At 66.4% G+C, this 16764-nt stretch carries 12 protein-coding genes; 4 read left to right on the top strand and 8 right to left on the bottom strand.

Features of this window, described 5'->3' with window-relative positions; all coding sequences use genetic code 11:
* Window positions 1-90: 90 nt before the first annotated feature.
* From ACESY8_RS02575 to ACESY8_RS02555, 5 genes are all read right to left on the bottom strand, one after another.
* Window positions 91-1299: a carboxylate--amine ligase gene (locus ACESY8_RS02575; protein WP_024724963.1), complete on the bottom strand. Its 1209-nt coding sequence runs from the start codon at window positions 1297-1299 to the stop codon at window positions 91-93.
* Window positions 1289-1498 carry a hypothetical protein gene (locus ACESY8_RS02570; protein WP_007494718.1) on the bottom strand — a complete coding sequence of 70 codons (210 nt, stop codon included), beginning with the start codon at window positions 1496-1498 and terminating at the stop codon, window positions 1289-1291. Before ACESY8_RS02570 ends, ACESY8_RS02575 begins: the two co-directional genes overlap by 11 nt.
* A 287-nt stretch (window positions 1499-1785) precedes the next feature.
* A complete protein-coding gene (locus ACESY8_RS02565; RefSeq protein WP_498794579.1) occupies window positions 1786-3999 on the bottom strand; it encodes a RelA/SpoT family protein in 2214 nt (737 codons plus the stop codon).
* A 52-nt stretch (window positions 4000-4051) separates the two neighbouring features.
* Complete coding sequence (gene recJ, locus ACESY8_RS02560) at window positions 4052-6124, bottom strand: single-stranded-DNA-specific exonuclease RecJ (RefSeq protein WP_434307800.1); 2073 nt, start codon at window positions 6122-6124, stop codon at window positions 4052-4054.
* Window positions 6125-6255: 131 nt separating this feature from the next.
* Entirely contained in the window at window positions 6256-7296 is a 1041-nt protein-coding gene (locus tag ACESY8_RS02555; protein WP_009257901.1) for a M42 family metallopeptidase, read from the bottom strand.
* 65 nt (window positions 7297-7361) lie between these two features.
* On the opposite strand from ACESY8_RS02555, the gene ybaK reads away from it, so the two are divergent.
* The 3 genes from ybaK to ACESY8_RS02540 all read left to right on the top strand — a co-directional run bounded on the left by ybaK (window position 7362) and on the right by ACESY8_RS02540 (window position 9333).
* Window positions 7362-7838, top strand: coding sequence for a Cys-tRNA(Pro) deacylase (ybaK, locus tag ACESY8_RS02550; protein WP_007494729.1), 477 nt, complete (start codon window positions 7362-7364; stop codon window positions 7836-7838).
* A gap of 78 nt (window positions 7839-7916) precedes the next feature.
* The gene (locus tag ACESY8_RS02545) at window positions 7917-8768 is read left to right on the top strand and encodes a DUF4358 domain-containing protein (protein ID WP_007494731.1); all 852 of its coding nucleotides are present in this window, start codon (window positions 7917-7919) and stop codon (window positions 8766-8768) included.
* A gap of 94 nt (window positions 8769-8862) precedes the next feature.
* The gene (locus tag ACESY8_RS02540; protein WP_054339399.1) at window positions 8863-9333 is read left to right on the top strand and encodes a hypothetical protein; all 471 of its coding nucleotides are present in this window, start codon (window positions 8863-8865) and stop codon (window positions 9331-9333) included.
* Window positions 9334-9390: 57 nt separating this feature from the next.
* Here the strand turns inward: ACESY8_RS02540 and ftsH (ACESY8_RS02535) are convergent, their stop codons facing one another.
* The 3 genes from ftsH (ACESY8_RS02535) to rlmB all read right to left on the bottom strand — a co-directional run bounded on the left by ftsH (ACESY8_RS02535) (window position 9391) and on the right by rlmB (window position 14394).
* The gene (gene ftsH, locus ACESY8_RS02535) at window positions 9391-11268 is read right to left on the bottom strand and encodes an ATP-dependent zinc metalloprotease FtsH (RefSeq protein WP_131971395.1); all 1878 of its coding nucleotides are present in this window, start codon (window positions 11266-11268) and stop codon (window positions 9391-9393) included.
* Window positions 11269-11413: 145 nt separating this feature from the next.
* On the bottom strand, window positions 11414-13558 hold the full coding sequence (locus ACESY8_RS02530; protein ID WP_054339400.1) for a hypothetical protein: 2145 nt from the start codon (window positions 13556-13558) through the stop codon (window positions 11414-11416).
* A 68-nt stretch (window positions 13559-13626) separates the two neighbouring features.
* On the bottom strand, window positions 13627-14394 hold the full coding sequence (rlmB, locus tag ACESY8_RS02525; RefSeq protein WP_009257896.1) for a 23S rRNA (guanosine(2251)-2'-O)-methyltransferase RlmB: 768 nt from the start codon (window positions 14392-14394) through the stop codon (window positions 13627-13629).
* Window positions 14395-14601: 207 nt separating this feature from the next.
* On the opposite strand from rlmB, the gene ftsH (ACESY8_RS02520) reads away from it, so the two are divergent.
* Window positions 14602-16764, top strand: a 2163-nt coding sequence (ftsH, locus tag ACESY8_RS02520; RefSeq protein WP_498794574.1) for an ATP-dependent zinc metalloprotease FtsH, incomplete at its 3' end; no start/stop codon positions are given.

Here is a 16764-nt window from a genome sequence, read left to right as displayed (position 1 = left end):
CCCCCCCCCCCCCCCCCCCCCCCCCCCCCCCCCCCCCCCCCCCCCCCCCCCCCCGGCCCATGCCGCCCAAAATGCCGAGGCGCTGTTTTGTCATTTTACTTTCTCCATGCACGAGGCATACCAGCCCACGTAGCGGTGCTGGCCCCGGAGGATGCGCAGCTTGTGCATCAGGCCGTTGTCCGGCCGGTAGAACAGGGGGTTGACCGCGGCATTGGCCCGCTCCAAGGCGCGCATCTCCTGGTGGTACCGGGGATTGACGTAGTCGTAGGCCACCTTGGGGGGGATGACCCACCACAGATGGCGGTTTTGGGTCACGGTCAAGGCGCAGGGCTTGTGCTCGATGACATCCTCCACCAGGTACTTGGCCAGGTTGTACCCCGCGCCGGTGACGTAGTAGTTGCTGCGGCCCTGGCGGCAGTTGATCTCAAAGGCCTTGAACTTGCCGTCCCGCTGGTCGTACTTGATGTCGAAGTTGGAGAAGCCCACAAAGCCGATGGCCTCCAGGAAGCCCCGCAGCTTCTCACACAGCTCCGGCTCCGGCTCGGTGATGATCACCGCGTGGTTGCCGATGGCGTGGCCGGTGTGCTCCTCCAGCAGGACGTGGCCCACGCACATGAGGCGCACCTTCCCGTCCGCGCCGGAGTAGTTGGTCACCACCCGCATAAAGCTGTCGTCCCCGGGGATGAAGTCCTGGAGGATCAGCGCGTCCTCATACCCCGCCCCGTAGATCTGGTCGATGACCGCGTCCACCTCCGCCCGGGTCTGGAGGATGTAGGCCTTCTTCTGGGTGGGGAAGGGGTGCTTCCAGTAGGTGTCCGACTCGGCGGGCTTGACCACGAAGGGGCCGTCAAAGGGCAGCTCGAACGCGTGGCCCATGCCCTTGTGGTACACCACCGTGGCCGGGTGGTCGATGCCGTACCGGTCGCACAGCTCGTAGAACTTCTCCTTGTGGATCAGCGTCTCCAGCATGTCCAGGCTCACATAGGGGGCGATGACGTTTTCCGGGTAGCGGGGCAGATTGGCGGAGATGGCGTTGAGGTAGTTGTCCCCGCAGCCCAGCACCAGAATCTTCTTGTCGGGAAACTCACGGGCCACCTCGGTGACGTTCTCCAGCACCTTGTCCACCCGGTCATTGTGCTCCCGCACCCGGTAGTCGATGATCCTGCTCCCCGCGCACACGCTGGCGGGGAACATGCCGTAGACGATGGTCTTTACGCCGTAGGCCTCGTGAAAGGCCCGGGCCATGCTGTACGCATTGATGTCGGAGCCCAGCAGAACGGGCACAAACTCAATTGCCATAGGTAAACGCCCCCTGGAACGTAATCTCATACCAGCTCCCGCCCATGGGCCGCACGTCGGCGGGATAGGCGGCGGCCAGCTCCTCGGCCTGCTCCGCGCTCAGGCGCAGCTCCCGCCGGAGCCGCTCGCCCCCGGCGAAGCACTCGGAGAGCAGCCGGCCCAGGCCGCTGTCCTCCCGCATGTTCTCTATCTTAGTCATATTCCATTCTCCTTAAACCGGGCGGGCGGATGATATCCGCCCCTACGGCCTCGCAGAGTTTCCGCCCGCCAGGGCGGAAATCAATTCAAAATTCGTCTTTCCGGGAATTTACTGCGTAGCCGTTGGCGGCTTTGCCGCCCTACGGATACGGCGTACCCCTTGCGGGTGCTTCCCGGAAAGACACCCCGACCCGCGCCACAAGGCGCGAAACCGGGGGTATCGAGCCAAGTCGCCGGCTTTGCCGGCACGCAGGCTCGTATCTAGGGGGTATTGGATACCCCCTAGACCTAGCCGCTGGCCCGTTTCACCTGATACACGCCCTGGATCTGCCCCAGCTTGTTGATCACGTTGGTCAGCTCCTCCTGATTTTTGACCTCCAGGACGATGCTGACGGTGGCGTAGCCGTCCGGCATGGAGCGGGCGGACAGGCTGGTGGTCTTGACCTTGGCGGCGGAGAGGGTCATGGCCACGTCCAGGGTCAGGCCGTCCCGGTCCTTGGCGGAGATGTCCAGGGCGGTCTGGTAGGTGGCCAGCTCCCCGGTGGCCCAGGACACCTTGATCCAGCGGCCCGGCTCCTCCGCCCGCTTGGCGTCGGAGGCGTTGGGGCAGTCGGCCCGGTGGACCGACACGCCGAAGCCCCGGGTGATAAAGCCCACCACCGGGTCGCCGAGCACGGGGGTGCAGCACTTGGCGAACTTGACCAGGCAGTTGTCAATGCCCTCCACGATGATGCCCGACTGGCTGGTCTTGCCCCCACGGATGGGGACGGTGGGCGGGTTGGAGGTAGAGGGGTGAATGGGCTCCTGGGCGGCGGCCGACTGCTCGGCGTGGAGCCGGTCCAGGCGGGTCATCTCGTCCTTGACCCGCACCACCGCCTTCTGGGCGGACATGCCGCCGTAGCCGATGGCGGCGTACAGCTCGTCCAGGGTGCCGAAGCGCACCTTCTTGAGGATGAAGGGGAGCACGTCCTCGGCGGTGATGGCGGCCAGGGAGAGGCCCACGTGCTTGAGCTCCGACTCGAAGGAGGCGCGGCCGGTGGCGATGTTCTCCTCCCGCCGCTCCTTCTTGAACCACTGGCGGATCTTGTTGCGGGCCTCGTTGGACTTGCAGATCTTCATCCAGTCCCGGCTGGGGCCGTGGGCCGACTTGGAGGTGATGACCTCCACGATGTCGCCGTTTTTCAGCGGGGTGTCGAAGGTGACCATGCGGCCGTTGACCTTGGCCCCGGTCATGTGGTTGCCCACGGCGGAGTGGATGTTGTAGGCGAAGTCGATGGGGGTGGCCCCGGCGGGCAGGTTGATCACGTCCCCCCGGGGGGTGAAGACGAACACCTCGTCGGCGAAGAGATCCACCCGCATGGTGCGCACGAACTCCTCGGCGTCCACGTCCTGCTGGCTCTCCAGCAGCTTGCGCACCCACTCGAAGGCCTCCTCGGTGCCCAGCTTGGCGTTGGCCATGCCCTGCTTGTACTTCCAGTGGGCGGCGATGCCGTACTCGGCGGTGTGGTGCATCTCCCAGGTGCGGATCTGCACCTCGAAGGGGATGCCCTCCCGGCCGATGACGGTGGTGTGGAGGGACTGGTAGCCGTTGGGCTTGGGGGTGGAGATATAGTCCTTGAACCGGCCCAGCACGGGGTTGAACAGGTCGTGGATGACGCCCAGGACATTGTAGCACTCGGGCATGTCGTCGACGATGACCCGGAAGGCATAGAGATCGAAGATCTCGTCCATGGTCTTGTTCTGGGTATACATCTTGCGGTAGATGGAGTAGATATGCTTCACCCGGCCGTAGATGGTGCAGCGGATGCCCTCCTCGTCCAGCCGGTCCTGGATGCGCTTCTGGATGCCCGCCAGGAACTCCTCGTGGGCGGAGGAGCGGGCGGCCAGCTCGTCGGCAATCTCCCTGTAGCCGATGGGATCCAGGTATTGCAGGGAGGTGTCCTCCAGCTCCCACTTGATGCGCTGCATGCCCAGGCGGTGGGCGATGGGCGCGTAGATCTCCATGGTTTCCAGGGCCTTCTCCTTCTGCTTGCGGGCGCTCTGGTACTCCATGGTGCGCATGTTGTGCAGCCGGTCGCAGATTTTGATGAGGATCACCCGGATGTCCTTGGCCATGGCCATGAGCATCTTGCGCAGGTTCTCCATCTGCTCCTCTTCCTTGGAGGTGTACTGCACCCGGGTCAGCTTGGTGACCCCCTCCACCAGATCGGCCACCGTGGGTCCGAAGAGCTTGGCGATCTCCTCGTGGGTGGCGCCGGTGTCCTCGATGCAGTCGTGGAGCAGGGCGGCGATGATGGAGTCGGTGTCCAGCTCCAGCTCCGCCACAATCTCCGCCACCGCCAGGGGGTGGGTGATATAGGGGGAGCCGTCCTTGCGCAGCTGTCCGGCGTGGGCGTTGTCGGCGTAGGTGAACGCGCGGAACAGGCGCTGGGCATCCAGCGCCGGGTTGTATTCCTTGATTTTATCCTCCAGCGCCTGATAGCGCTCCAGGATGGGGTCCATACCAGCCACCTCACGTAAAGCAATCAGAATGCCAGCGGGCGGCCCGGTCGGCTCACCCGTTGGATAATATATGCCGCAATTTCCGCATGATACAGGAATCGTCCAGATTCACCTTGCCGTCCACGCTGCGCAGGGCGATGTGCAGGTGGTCGGTGGTGTGCTCCAGGCGGATGAGCCCCCGCTCGTCAAAGACCTCCAGGCACACCAGGGTGCGCATCACCGTCTCCCGCCGGCCGGCGGAGCGGGCGATGCTGCGGGCCAGGCGGTGGGCCGTGGCCTCCAGCGGGGCCTGCCCCGCGTGGCCCTTCAGGTAGCGCCACAGGGTGACGAACTCCTCCCGGCTGGGCAGCAGGGCCTCCGCCTCCTGCCGGGTGAGGGGCTCCCCCCGGCGGAACTTCTCGTACAGGGCCCGCTCGGCCTGGGCCCGGGTGAGGGCGGGGCGCAGATCGCAGAGCTGGAGCTGGACGCTCCGCCACCCCCGGTACTCGTTGATCTGGGGCGTGAAAGCCACGTCCACCCGGTCGCCCGGCCCCACCCCTGCCTCCTCGGCGGTGGCCGAGAAGAAAATGGCGTCGAACGACCGGCCGGACGCGGTCAGCTTCAGCTTCAGGTGCCGCCCGCCGCCCACCTCGTTCACGGCGGAAACCAGGCAGCCAGACAGGGAGAACACCGGCTTTGGGTTGCCCGCGCCGTAGGGCTCCAGCAGCTCCAGGCCCTCCACTCCCTCCAGGGTGAGCAGGCCCACATCGTCCAGCTCCCCGTCGATGTCCAGGGCGGAAACCATCTCCTCCCCGCCGGTACAGGCGCAGACATAGTCGTTCATGGCGGCGGCAAAGGCCGGGATATTCTCCTCCCGGATGGTGAAGCCCGCCGCCAGGGCATGGCCGCCGAAGCCCTCCAGCAGGGGAGCGCAGCGCTCCAGGGCGGCGAACAGGTTGAAGCCCGCGAAGGAACGGCAGGAGCCCTTGCCCTTGCCGTCCTGTAGGCAGATCATAAACGCCGGGCAGGAGTACTTCTCCGCCAGACGGGAGGCCACGATGCCCACCACCCCCTGGTGCCATTGCTCCCCGGCCAGCACCAGGGCGTGCCTCTGCGGCCGGGGCAGGGCTTCGGCCATGGCCTGGCACTCGGTATAGATCTCCGCCTCAATGGCCTGCCGCTCCCGGTTGAGGTCGCACAGGGCCCGGGAGAGTTCCTCCCCCCGGGCCGGATCGTCCGTGAGGAGCAGCTCCCCAGCCAGGGAGGCGCACCCCATCCGCCCGGAGGCATTGATGCGGGGGGCCAGGGTGTAGCCGATGGCCGTGGCGGTAAGGGGCCGCTCATCCAGCCCCGCCTCGTGGAGCAGGGCCCGCAGCCCCGGCCGCCCGGTGCGGCGCAGGGCCTCCAGCCCCAGGCGCACAATGGTGCGGTTCTCTCCCGTCAGGCTCATGACGTCGGCCACCGTGCCAATGGCCGCCAGATCGGCGTAGCGCGCCAGAAGCTCGTCCTGCCGGGCCGGGCCGCCCAGGGCCAGGACGAGCTTGAGGGCCACCCCCACCCCGGCCAGGCACTTGAAGGGATAGGGGCAGTCGGCCCGGCGGGGGTCCACTACCGCCGCGGCGGCGGGCAGGGCGGCCTTGCACTCGTGGTGGTCGGTGATCACCAGCTCCACCCCCAGTGAGGCGGCGCAAGCCGCCTCCTCCACGGCGGTGATGCCGCAGTCCACCGTGACGATGAGGCCCACCCCCTGGCCCCGGAGGGCGGCCACCGCCTCCCGGTTGAGGCCGTAGCCCTCCTCCATCCGGTCGGGGATATAGGGGATCACCGTCCCCCCCTCCCGGCGGAGGAAGTCGGTGAGCAGGCAGGTGGAGGTGATGCCGTCCACGTCGTAGTCGCCGTAGACCGCGATGTGTTCCCCCGCCGCCAGCGCCCGGCGCACCCGCGCCGCGGCCCGGTCCATGTCCTTCATGAGAAACGGGTCCAGGAGCTGGCCCCGGCCGGCGTCCAGAAAGGCGCTGGCCTTCTCCGGGGTGTCCAGCCCGCGGGCGCAGAGGGTCAGCGCCGCCAGGGGCGGCACCCCCGCCGCCTCCATGGCGGCCCGCGCCTGAGGGGCACTGGCCGCCCGGTTCCACTGCTTGTATTTCACGGCCGTATGCCCCCTTCCCTCAAAATTACCCTTTATTATATCAAACTCTCAGCCTTGTGACAAGGCAAGACGCCGTTCAGCGGCGATTTTTTGCCGCCACCCGGCGCGCATGGAGCGGACGCGGCCGCCCCTCAGCCCAGCTCCAGATAGAGCGCCACCAGGTCGATCGTCGCCTTCATCCCCTCAAAGTGCGTCCGCTCCATGCCGTGGGAGGCGTGGACGCCGGGGCCGATGAGGGCGCCCCGGGCGTCCATGCCCGCGTGCCAGGCCACGGTGATGTCAGAGGAGTAGTGGGGGTAGATGTCCACCGCGTAGGGGATGGCGTTGGCCCGGGCCAGCTCCACCAGGCGGGTGACCATGCCATAGTCGTAGGGGCCGCCGTTGTCCTTGGCGCAGATGGACACCTGGCGCTCGGTGCAGCTCAGATCGTCCCCCACGCAACCCATGTCCACCGCCAGCAGCTCGTCCACCTGGGGCAGGGTGGCCCCTCCGTGGCCCACCTCCTCATGGACGGTGAAGCACACCTCGGTATCGTACCGGGGCCGCTGCCCGGCGATGTGCATCAGCCTCAGCAGAGTGAGCAGACAGGCTGCGCTCCCTTTGTCGTCGATAAACCGGGACTTGAGGAAGCCGCTGTCGGTGACCACGGTCTTGGGGTCGATACACACGAAGTCACCGGGGGCGATGCCCAGGGCCTCCACGCCGGCCCGGTCCTCCACCACCTCGTCGATGCGCACGGCCAGGTTCTTCTCGTCCCGCGGGCGGGTGAGCACGTCGTCAAAGACGTGGGCCGCCGGGGACAGAGACAGGATGGTTCCGGTGTATATCCGGCCGTCCCTGGTGTGGATGCGGCAGTACTCCCCGTCCAGGGTGGGCAGGATGGGCCCGCCGATTCTGGTGGTCATCAGCATGCCGTCGGCGGTGATGGAGCGCACCATGAGGCCCAGGGTGTCGATGTGGGCGCACAGGCCGACGCGCTTCCCCTTTTCCCGGCCGGGCACCGACACCACCAGGTTTCCCTTGTTGGTGCGGCGGACGGCGTAGCCGTGGTCCCGGGCGATCTGCTCCGCCTCCCGCACTACCTGGTCCGTAAAGCCGCTGGGGCTGTCAATGGACAAAAGCCGCTGGGCAATGTTCATGAGCTGCCCCCGGCATCCCTTTGTATCCAGCATTTGCATCGTCTCCTCGTTTGTAGTATGATATAGGATCATACCATAACCGACAGGAGCGGACAACTATGGCCGAAGAAAAGACCAATGTGATGCGTATTTTAGACCAAAAAAGGGTGCCTTACACTCCACACCACTACGCCCACCCCAACGGCGCGGTGGACGGGGCCAGCGTGGCCGCCCTCCTTGACCGGGACCCCGCCTCGGTGTGCAAGACCCTGGTGACCCAGGGGGCCAGCCGCCAGCACTACGTCTTTGTCATCCCTGTACTCCGCTCGCTGGATCTGAAGGCGGCGGCCCGGGCTGTGGGAGAGAAGTCCATCGAGATGATCCCTCAGGCCAGGCTGCTCCCTCTCACCGGCTACGTCCACGGGGGCTGCTCCCCGGTGGGGATGAAAAAGCCTTTTCCCACCGTGCTGGACGGGAGCGTGGAAGGACTGGACGCCATCGTGGTCAGCGCCGGGAAAATCGGAGCCCAGGTGGAGCTGGCTCCGGCGGCCCTCTGCGCCCTGGTGGGTGGAACCTTCGCGCCGGTATCCAAATAATTTTTCCTCCAGCGGGAACTTTTTCTCCGCCTTCTCGTCTAAGAAGCGTGCAAACCCAAACTGCAAAGGAGAATCCAAATGAAGAAACTCGGTACGCTTGCCCTTACCCTCACCCTCACCGGGGCCATGACCCTGCCCGCCCTGGCCGCGGAGGAGCCGGAGCTGGTGATCGCCCCCGCCGACACCGGCTACGGCCAGACCATCGTGCTCAATGGAGAAACCCTGGATCTCACCGGCATCCCCGGCGTCTCCGGGGAGGAGCTGCTCCCCCTGCGCCTGCTGGCCGAAGCCGACCACGGCTCCGCCTACTGGGATGAGGAGAACAACGAGAGCTGGTTCACCTTCGGGGATAACCGCATCACCGTCAAGTTCGCCGACAACAGTGTTTGGCTGGACGACCAACAGGTGAAATCCACCGCCCAGGTGGCGGACGGCATCACCTTTGTAGAGGCGGGCGTTCTGTCCATGCTGGAGGGCTACACGGTAGACCGGAACCCCGAACTGGATGTCAACCGCATCGACATCACCACCCCCAACAACGACCCCATGGTGAAGGCCGCCTATCAGATCCGCGAGGAGAGCGGCATGGCCTTCGGCATGCGGAGCGACAACGCAGAGGTGGCGACCCTCTTCCAGCTGCCCGAGGACACCTTTGAGCAGGCCATCTGCTTCACCTCCATGAACACCACCCCTGACATCATGGTGCTGGCCAAGCTGGCCGACGGCGCCGATGAGACCGCCGTGAAGGAGGCCCTGGAGGCCCACCGCCAGTCCCAGCACGACACCTTCTCCTGGTACCTGGCCCAGAACCTGCCCAAGGTGGAGGACGCCCGCATTCTGGTGGAGGACGGCTATGTGTTCTACCTCATCGCCGAGAACGCCGACGCCGGCGAGGCCGCCTTCCACGCCTATGTGGAGGCCCAGGCCTAACCTGTCCGTCCATAACAAGTGCCCCGCCGGCTGGCGGGGCACTTGTTTTTTGGCCGGCCGGGCCGTATAATGTTGCCCAAAGGAGGGATCGTTTATGGAATCTGCCGCTCCCCAGACTCCGGTTCAGGCCCTGGAAGCCCTTCAGAACGCCTACAGCCGGTTCCTGGACGCGCTTCCGGAGGCCCGCAGGGCCAGCTTGGGGGAGGCCATCGGCTTCTTCCTCCGCTCGGACGGCAATCCCAAGCTGGGCAGTCTGGTGGACGCCTTCGCTGAAGAGCTGCCCGTCCATGTGGAGGCACTGAAAACCCAGCTTGCGGCCTGCCCGGCGGAGGAGGCCGACCGTCTGGCCGCCCAGGCCCTGGAGCTGATGCTCCTCTATCCCCGGCCCAAAAACGGCGCCACCGAGTTCTCCCTGGCCGCCTTTGAGGGCTTTGCCGCCCCGCTGCTCCCCCTTCTGGCCCCCGCCCGCCGGGCCGAGCTGGCGGAGCGCTACCGGGCGCTCACCCCGCCCCGGAAGATGCTGCCCAACCAGAAGAAACTCTGGAAGGCCCTGTCCGGCCGCTGAAGCCCAAGCACAGCCGCCCCCCCCCGCCTCTGGCGCGGGGGGCGGCTGATATGTCTGTTATGTCCGGAGCCGCTCCATGAACTCCTCGCCGGTGATCGTCTCCTTCTCCAGGAGGTAGCCGGCCAGCTCCCGGAGCTTGGACTCGTTCTCCCGCAGCAGTCCGAGAGCCTTCTGGTGGGCCGCGCGCACCAGTTCCACCACCTGGCGGTCGACCGCGGCGGCCGTCTCAGCCGAGCAGGACAGGGCGGCGTCGCCCCCCAGGTACTGGTTCTGCACCGTCTCCAGCGCCACCATGTCGAACTCCTCCGTCATGCCGTAGCGGGTGATCATGGCCCGGGCCAGCTTGGTGGCCTGCTCGATGTCGTTGGAGGCGCCGGTGGTCATGTTGTCCGGGCCGAAGATCAGTTCCTCGGCGGCCCGCCCGCCGGTGAGGGTGGCCAGCTTGTTCTCCAGCTCGGTGCGGCTCATGAGCATCTTCTCCCCCTCGTCCACCTGCATGGTGTACCCCAGGGCGCCGGAGGTGCGGGGGATGATGGTGATCTTGGTAACGGGGGCGGAGTGGGACTGGAGGGCGGCCACCAGGGCATGGCCCACCTCGTGGTGGGAGACAATCTGCTTCTCCTGGGGGGAGATGACCGCGTTCTTCCGCTGGGCCCCGGCGATGACGGTCTCCACGCTCTCCTCCAAATCGGCCTGGGTGACGGTCTTCCGCCCCAGGCGGACGGCCCGCAGGGCGCCCTCGTTGACGATGTTGGCCAGCTCCGCGCCGGAGGCGCCGGCGGTGGCCCGGGCGATGGCGCTCCAGTCCACGTCCCCGTCAATATGAACCCGCTTTCCGTGCACCTTCAGAATGGCGATGCGCCCCTGGAGATCGGGCAGTTCCACCGGCACCCGCCGGTCAAACCGGCCCGGGCGCAGCAGGGCAGGGTCCAGGGACTCCGGCCGGTTGGTGGCGGCCAGAAGGACGACGCCCTTGCTGGAGTCAAAGCCGTCCATCTCGGCCAGCAGCTGGTTGAGGGTCTGCTCCCGCTCGTCGTTGCCGCCCAGGCCGCCGGTGTCCCGCTTCTTGCCGATGGCGTCGATCTCGTCGATGAACACGATGCAGGGGGCCTTCTCCCCCGCCTGCTTGAACAGGTCCCGCACCTTGGCCGCGCCCATGCCCACGAACATCTCCACAAATTCCGAGCCGGAGATGGAGAAGAAGGGCACCTTGGCCTCCCCGGCCACTGCCTTGGCCAGCAGGGTCTTGCCGGTGCCCGGCGGCCCTACCAGCAGCACGCCCTTGGGCAGGCGGGCGCCGATGGCGGCGTACTTCTCCGGCCCGTGGAGGAAGTCCACCACCTCCATCAGCGACTCCTTGGCCTCGTCCTGGCCGGCCACGTCGGCAAAGGATACGCCGGTGGACGCCTCCTCCACGTAGACCTTGGCCCCCGACTTGCCGAAGGTCATGGCGTTGCCCATCCCGCCGGGCAGGCCGCCCATGCGCTTCATCATCCAGCGGGAGAGCAGCTCCCCAATGACGATAAAGATCACAATGGGAAGAATCCAGCTCACCAGAAAGGAGAGGATGGGATTGGCCTGGGTGGGAATCTCCGCGGTGAAGGTGATCCCCTCCTCCGCCTGGAGCTGGGCCAGCAGCCGCTGGCCGTCATCCGGCCAGACGCCGGTCTTGTAATAGCCCTCCCGGCCGCCGTCGTCCTTCGCAATGAATACGATCTCCCGGCTCGTCTCATCCAGGGCCACCTGCTCCACTTGGCCGCCGTCCACCATGGTCAAAAACTGGCTGTACGGCACCTCCACCACCTGGCGCTCCAGCAGGGACGGGAAAAGAAACACGTTCAGCAGCATCAGCACAATCAACGCCGCCAGATAGTAGAAGATCAGCGGCTTTTTGGGGGGCGAAGTCTTTATCTCACTGTCCTTCAGTTCTTTCAAATCAAAATTCCTCCCCGGTTTGAAACATTATTTTGGGTACGAAGGAATCATAGGCGCTCTCCCTCCAAAAGTCAACGCGCCCACGGCGCTATTTACATATTGTTTACAAAAGAGGCTCCATCCAGCCGGACGGAGCCTCTTTTGTTCAATATTTGTTCACCATACCGGCAATCAGCGGGGTGGGCACCAGCCACATCAACAGGAACACCAGCAGGTTGGCGGCAGACAGGGAGGCGTAGGAGCATACAAAGGTGAGGTAGAAGGCCAGCAGCAGCCCCGCCACAGCACCCAGGCAGGCCAGCACTGCGGCGGTGCGCACCGCCCGACGCAGCCGGGCCGCCCCCACCACGGCCTCGGAGTAGGGGGCCACCCCCTCACGGCAGAGGACGGCGGTGAGGATGTCGCTGTGGGGCTGCTCCTCATCGGACAGCTCCCGCCGCCGTTCCACCGCCGGGAACTCCATCTTGTCCACCGGCAGCTTGAAGCGCTGGCGCAGCATGGCGGGGATCAGGTTGAAGTCGCGGGTGGCCATCACCGGCGTGACCCGGTTGCGGATAAGGCTGTTCAGCGACGGCTCCAGCGCCCCGTGGAGCGTGTAGTTGAGGGCGAATATGCCCGCCAGCTCCCCGTCGATGGCGCAGAACACCGCGTTTTTCACGTTGAGCCCCTGGGGCAGGGTGATCTCCATCAGGTGCATGAAGGACGCCGAGCCCACCAGCACCTGCTGGTCGCGGATGACGGCGGACAGGCCGCCCTCATACACGCAGAAGTCGGAGGCGCGGCGGTACACGCACCCCTGGGCGCGGAGCAGGTCGTGGAAGAGCTTGTCCAGCCCGCAGCCCGCGTCCCGGATAAGGGTGGCGGTGTCGGACACCACCTTGTCCACCGGAAAGTCCCCAAAGATCTTGATGCCGTTGAGGGACACACAGCCCGGCGGGAAAAAGTCGGTATCGTTGAGCAGGATGCCGCTGCCGCCGGTGGCAGTGACCCCGTCCCACCCGGCGATGGCGGCCCCCGACTTGCTCAGCCGCTGGGTAAGGCTCAGCCACGGCAGGGCGAAGCACAGCGCCCCGGACAGGGAGGCGCAGGCGGTGAGCATGGCGGACAGGCACCAGAGCAGCCGTTCCGGCGCGCCCCGGCCGATGGAGGCCACCACACTGAGCAGAAGGCACGCGATGAACAGCAGCGGGCAGACCCGGTGGAAGATCCGCTCCGCCCCGTCGGCGGCCTGCATCTGGCGGCCGAAGCCGATGGGCTCCCCCGACCACTTGGCGTAGGTGTCCCAGCCATTCCACTTGCCCTCGTCCAGGGTGACCAGATAGGGTTGGGCGGCGGAGGCCGCCGTGCGGCAGGCCATGCGCAGACCACGCCGCTTGCGCCTGGCGCCCCGCAGGAGAAAGAATATCCCCAGCACAATGGCCGCGCAGTAGGGCATCTGACCGTCCCGGGGGTCCAGACGGTACATGGTCAGCGCGTCGGCCAGGGTGGCCGCGGCGGCGAAGACCAGCAGCGTGTCCATGCCCAGCTCCAGCCGCAGCAGTCGGAACAGCCCCCGCATGAGCACATCCAGCCCCAGCAGCATGGCTGCCCCCTGGATACCCGCCAGGGCAAGCACCCGCAGCTCCGGGGTGAGCACGGCCGGGTAGGGGAACAGCCCCAGGGTCAGGTAGAGGGCGGGCAGAAGCAGCAGGAACACCAGCACCGAGCGTACCCCCATGGACTTGAGGCCCTTGCCGTACCGCCGGGCCAGCTCCGCCGCGGGCAGATCCGGGGCGGGGGGCGGCTGGCGGCGGGGGCGGCGCTCCCGGAAGACCTCCTCCGGCTCCTCCTCGTCGGTGCCGGGGATGTACTCCTCCGCCCGGCGCACCTCCTCGTCGTCCTCCTTGCCCTCCTCCTCAAACATGTGTCCGGCGTAGTCGTCCGCCTTCTGAAACAGGCGGTTGAGACCCTCGGCAATGGGGTTGTCCGATGCCGGCCCTTCCTCACCGGGGAACTCCAACACCTTGTCCCCGTCCTCCGGCGGCTCCTCCGGCTCCGGTTGAGGCGGCGGAGCGGGGGGTGGAGCCTCCCGCCGGCCCGCCGGGAAAGACACCACCTTGCCCGGCCCGGGCGGCCCGGCGGGAGACGGCGCCGTGCGCTGGGAACGGGGCGTCACCGGAAAGGGGATGGTGTCCTCCTTCCACCGCGGCTTGGCCGCGCCGCCGCCGAACTCCGCCAGAATCTCCTCCAGGGAGAACGTCTCCTCGCCGGGCATACCTGTATTCCGTTCGTCGTCCCGGTCCTTGGACATGGTTCTCACCTGCTTTGCATGATTTGGATACGCGGGCGGCCATAGAGACCGCCGCCTTTCCGTCCCGCTTATTCCATTCTCTGCCGCACGGCCTCATAGAGCAGGATGGCCGCCGCCGCGGAGGCGTTGAGGGAGTTGAGCTTCCCCCGCATGGGTATGCGCACCTTGAAGTCGCAGGTCTCGGCCACAAGGCGGCCCATGCCGTCCCCCTCGCTGCCGATGACGATGGCGGCCGGGCCCTTCAAATCCGCGTCGTACAGGAGCCGGTCCCCGTCGGCGGCGGTGCCGAACACCCACACGCCCGCCTCCTTGAGCTCCTTGAGCAGGGCGGGCAGGTTGGCCACCCGGGCCACGGGCACGTGGCTCACCGCCCCGGCGGAGGTCTTGGCCACCACGGCGGTCAGGCCGGCGGAGCGGCGTTTGGGAATGATGACGCCGTGAGCCCCCGCGCACTCGGCGGTGCGGATCACCGCCCCCAGATTGTGGGGGTCGCTCAGCTCGTCGCACACCACGATCAGGGGGGGCTCCCCCTTGGCCCGGGCGGCCTCCAGGATGTCGTCCACGCTGGCGTACTCCCGCACCGCCGCCAGGGCGATCACCCCCTGGTGGGAGTGGGTGCGGCTCATGCCGTCCAGCTTGCGCCGGTCGCACTCCACCACCACAACGCCCTTGGAGCGGGCGGTGGAGGCGATGTGTCCCAGGGCCGCGTCGGTCTCCCCCCGGGCCAGATAGATCTTGTCGATAGGGGTGCCCGCCCGCAGGGCCTCGGTCACGGCGTTGCGGCCCTCGATGATGCCGTCGGCCTCCCCGCTGGGGGCCGGTCTGCGCTCCTTCATGGTCTGTCCTGCCTTTCTCATTGGTCCGATACTGGACAACAGTATACCACAAGACGGCGGATCAAAAAAGCCAAAATTGCCGCATTCCTGCAAAAAGAGCGGTGGGCCTCCCCCCTTGTTTTTCATAGAAAGTTTACAGGTTTCGCCGCGCCGTTCCTTGTTTTTTCAAACTCCTTGTGCTATAACTATAATTACTTTGAATATTGAATGTTTCCCATCAAGGAGGAACGAGACTTGAACTCCAATCAGAACAACAACCGGGGCAAGGGCGGCGGCAACAAGCGCAATATGACGGCCATCGTCTCTATCCTGCTGTGGGCCCTGGTTCTCACCCTGCTGGTCAACCTGGCCACATCCAGGCTGCAGCAGGCCAATTCCGTGGAGGTGTCCTACGGCCAGTTCCGCCAGCTAATCATGCAGGATGCCGTGGAGTCCGTGGTTATGTCAAGCGGCAAGTACACCTTCACGCTGAAGGAGGGCTACTCTCTCTCTGTCGGCGAGGACGGAGAGGTGACCGTCCGCACGCCGGAGGAGGGCGGGCAGGACAGTCAGGCCGCTCAGACGCCCCAGGAGAGCGGGACCACCGGCGGAGTGCTGGACCTGCCCCTGTTGGACGGGACAGCCCCCCAGCAGCAGCCGGTTCAGAGCCAGAATCAGGCCCAGAGCGCCGGCGGCAGGGAGTCCCTGGTCTACTTCTGCGCCCCCCTGACTGATGACATTCCGGAACTCGTATCCCTCATGGAGGCCCACGGCATTACCAACTTCGGCCCCGAATACGTGGAGCCCATCAACCCCATTCTGTCGGTGCTGCTGTCCTGGGTGCTGCCCATGGTGCTCATTATGGTGGTCTTCTCCCTGCTGATGCGTGGGATGGCCGGCAAGATGGGCGGCGGCATCGGCAACCTGGGCAAATCCAACGCCAAGGTCTACGTGGAGCGCAAGACCGGCGTCACCTTCAAGGATGTGGCCGGCCAGGATGAGGCCAAGGAGTCCCTGGTGGAGATCATCGACTTCCTCCACAACCCCCAGAAGTATACGGAAATCGGCGCCAAGCTGCCTAAGGGCGCGCTGCTGGTGGGCCCGCCGGGCACCGGCAAGACCCTGCTGGCCAAGGCCGTGGCCGGAGAGGCCAACGTGCCCTTCTTCTCCATCTCCGGCTCCGACTTCGTGGAGATGTTCGTGGGTATGGGCGCCGCCCGCGTCCGCGACCTGTTCAAGGAGGCCAACAAGATGGCCCCCTGCATCGTGTTCATCGACGAGATCGACACCATCGGCAAGTCCCGCGACAACCGCATGGGCGGCAACGACGAGCGGGAGCAGACCCTCAACCAGCTTCTGGCCGAGATGGACGGCTTTGACCCTACCAAGGGCGTCATCCTGCTGGCCGCCACCAACCGGCCCGAGGTGCTGGACCAGGCCCTGCTCCGCCCCGGCCGCTTCGACCGGCGCATCATCGTGGACCGGCCCAACCTGGCCGGCCGTCTGGCCACCCTCCAGGTGCACACCCGCAATATCCGTCTGGCCGAGGACGTGAACCTCCGCAAGATCGCCATCGCCACCGCGGGCACCGTGGGCGCCGACCTGGCCAACCTGGTCAACGAGGCCGCCCTGCGGGCTGTCCGCCTGGGCCGCAAGGCGGTCAACCAGGAGGATCTGCTGGCCGCCTTCGAGCTGGTCATCGCCGGCGCGGAGAAGAAGGGAAGCGTCCTCAGCGAGTTTGAGAAGAAGCTGGTGGCCTATCACGAGGTGGGCCACGCCATGGTGGCCTACAGGCAGAAGCACGCCGAGCCGGTGAGCAAGATCACCATCGTCCCCCATACCCAGGGCGCTCTCGGCTATACGCTCCATCTGCCGGAGGAGGACAAGCACCTGCACACCAGAGATGAGCTGCTGGCCCAGATCACCGTCTCCATGGGCGGCCGCGCGGCGGAGGAGCTGGTACTGCACACCATGACCAACGGCGCGGCCCAGGATATCCAGGACGCCACCGGCATCGCCCGCAACATGGTGGCCATGTTCGGCATGAGCGACGAGTTCGGCATGATGGCCCTGGCCTCCCGCCGCAGCCAGTACCTGGACGGTGGCTACGGCATCGACTGCGCCCAGGACACCGCCGCCGCCATGGACCGGGCGGTGCGGGATCTCATTGACGCCTGCTACAAGAAGGCAGTGGAGATCCTCTCCCATAGCCGGGAGGACATGGATAAGGTGGTGGAGTACCTGCTGGAGAAGGAGACCATCACCGGCGCGGAGATGGTGGCTATTCTGGAGGGCCGCGACCCCGCCCTGGCGGACAACTTCCCCGACCCGGACGGGAAAGGAACGGCCGGGCCCCCGGCAGAGCCCGTCTCCGCCCCCATCCCCCTGAGC

The sequence above is a fragment of the Clostridium sp. ATCC BAA-442 genome, assembly GCF_964239415.1.
GTDB classification, from domain to species: Bacteria; Bacillota; Clostridia; order Oscillospirales; family Oscillospiraceae; genus Flavonifractor; species Flavonifractor plautii.
Note: the sequence above shows the minus strand (reverse complement) of the source record. Positions and strands in the feature narration are given on the sequence as shown.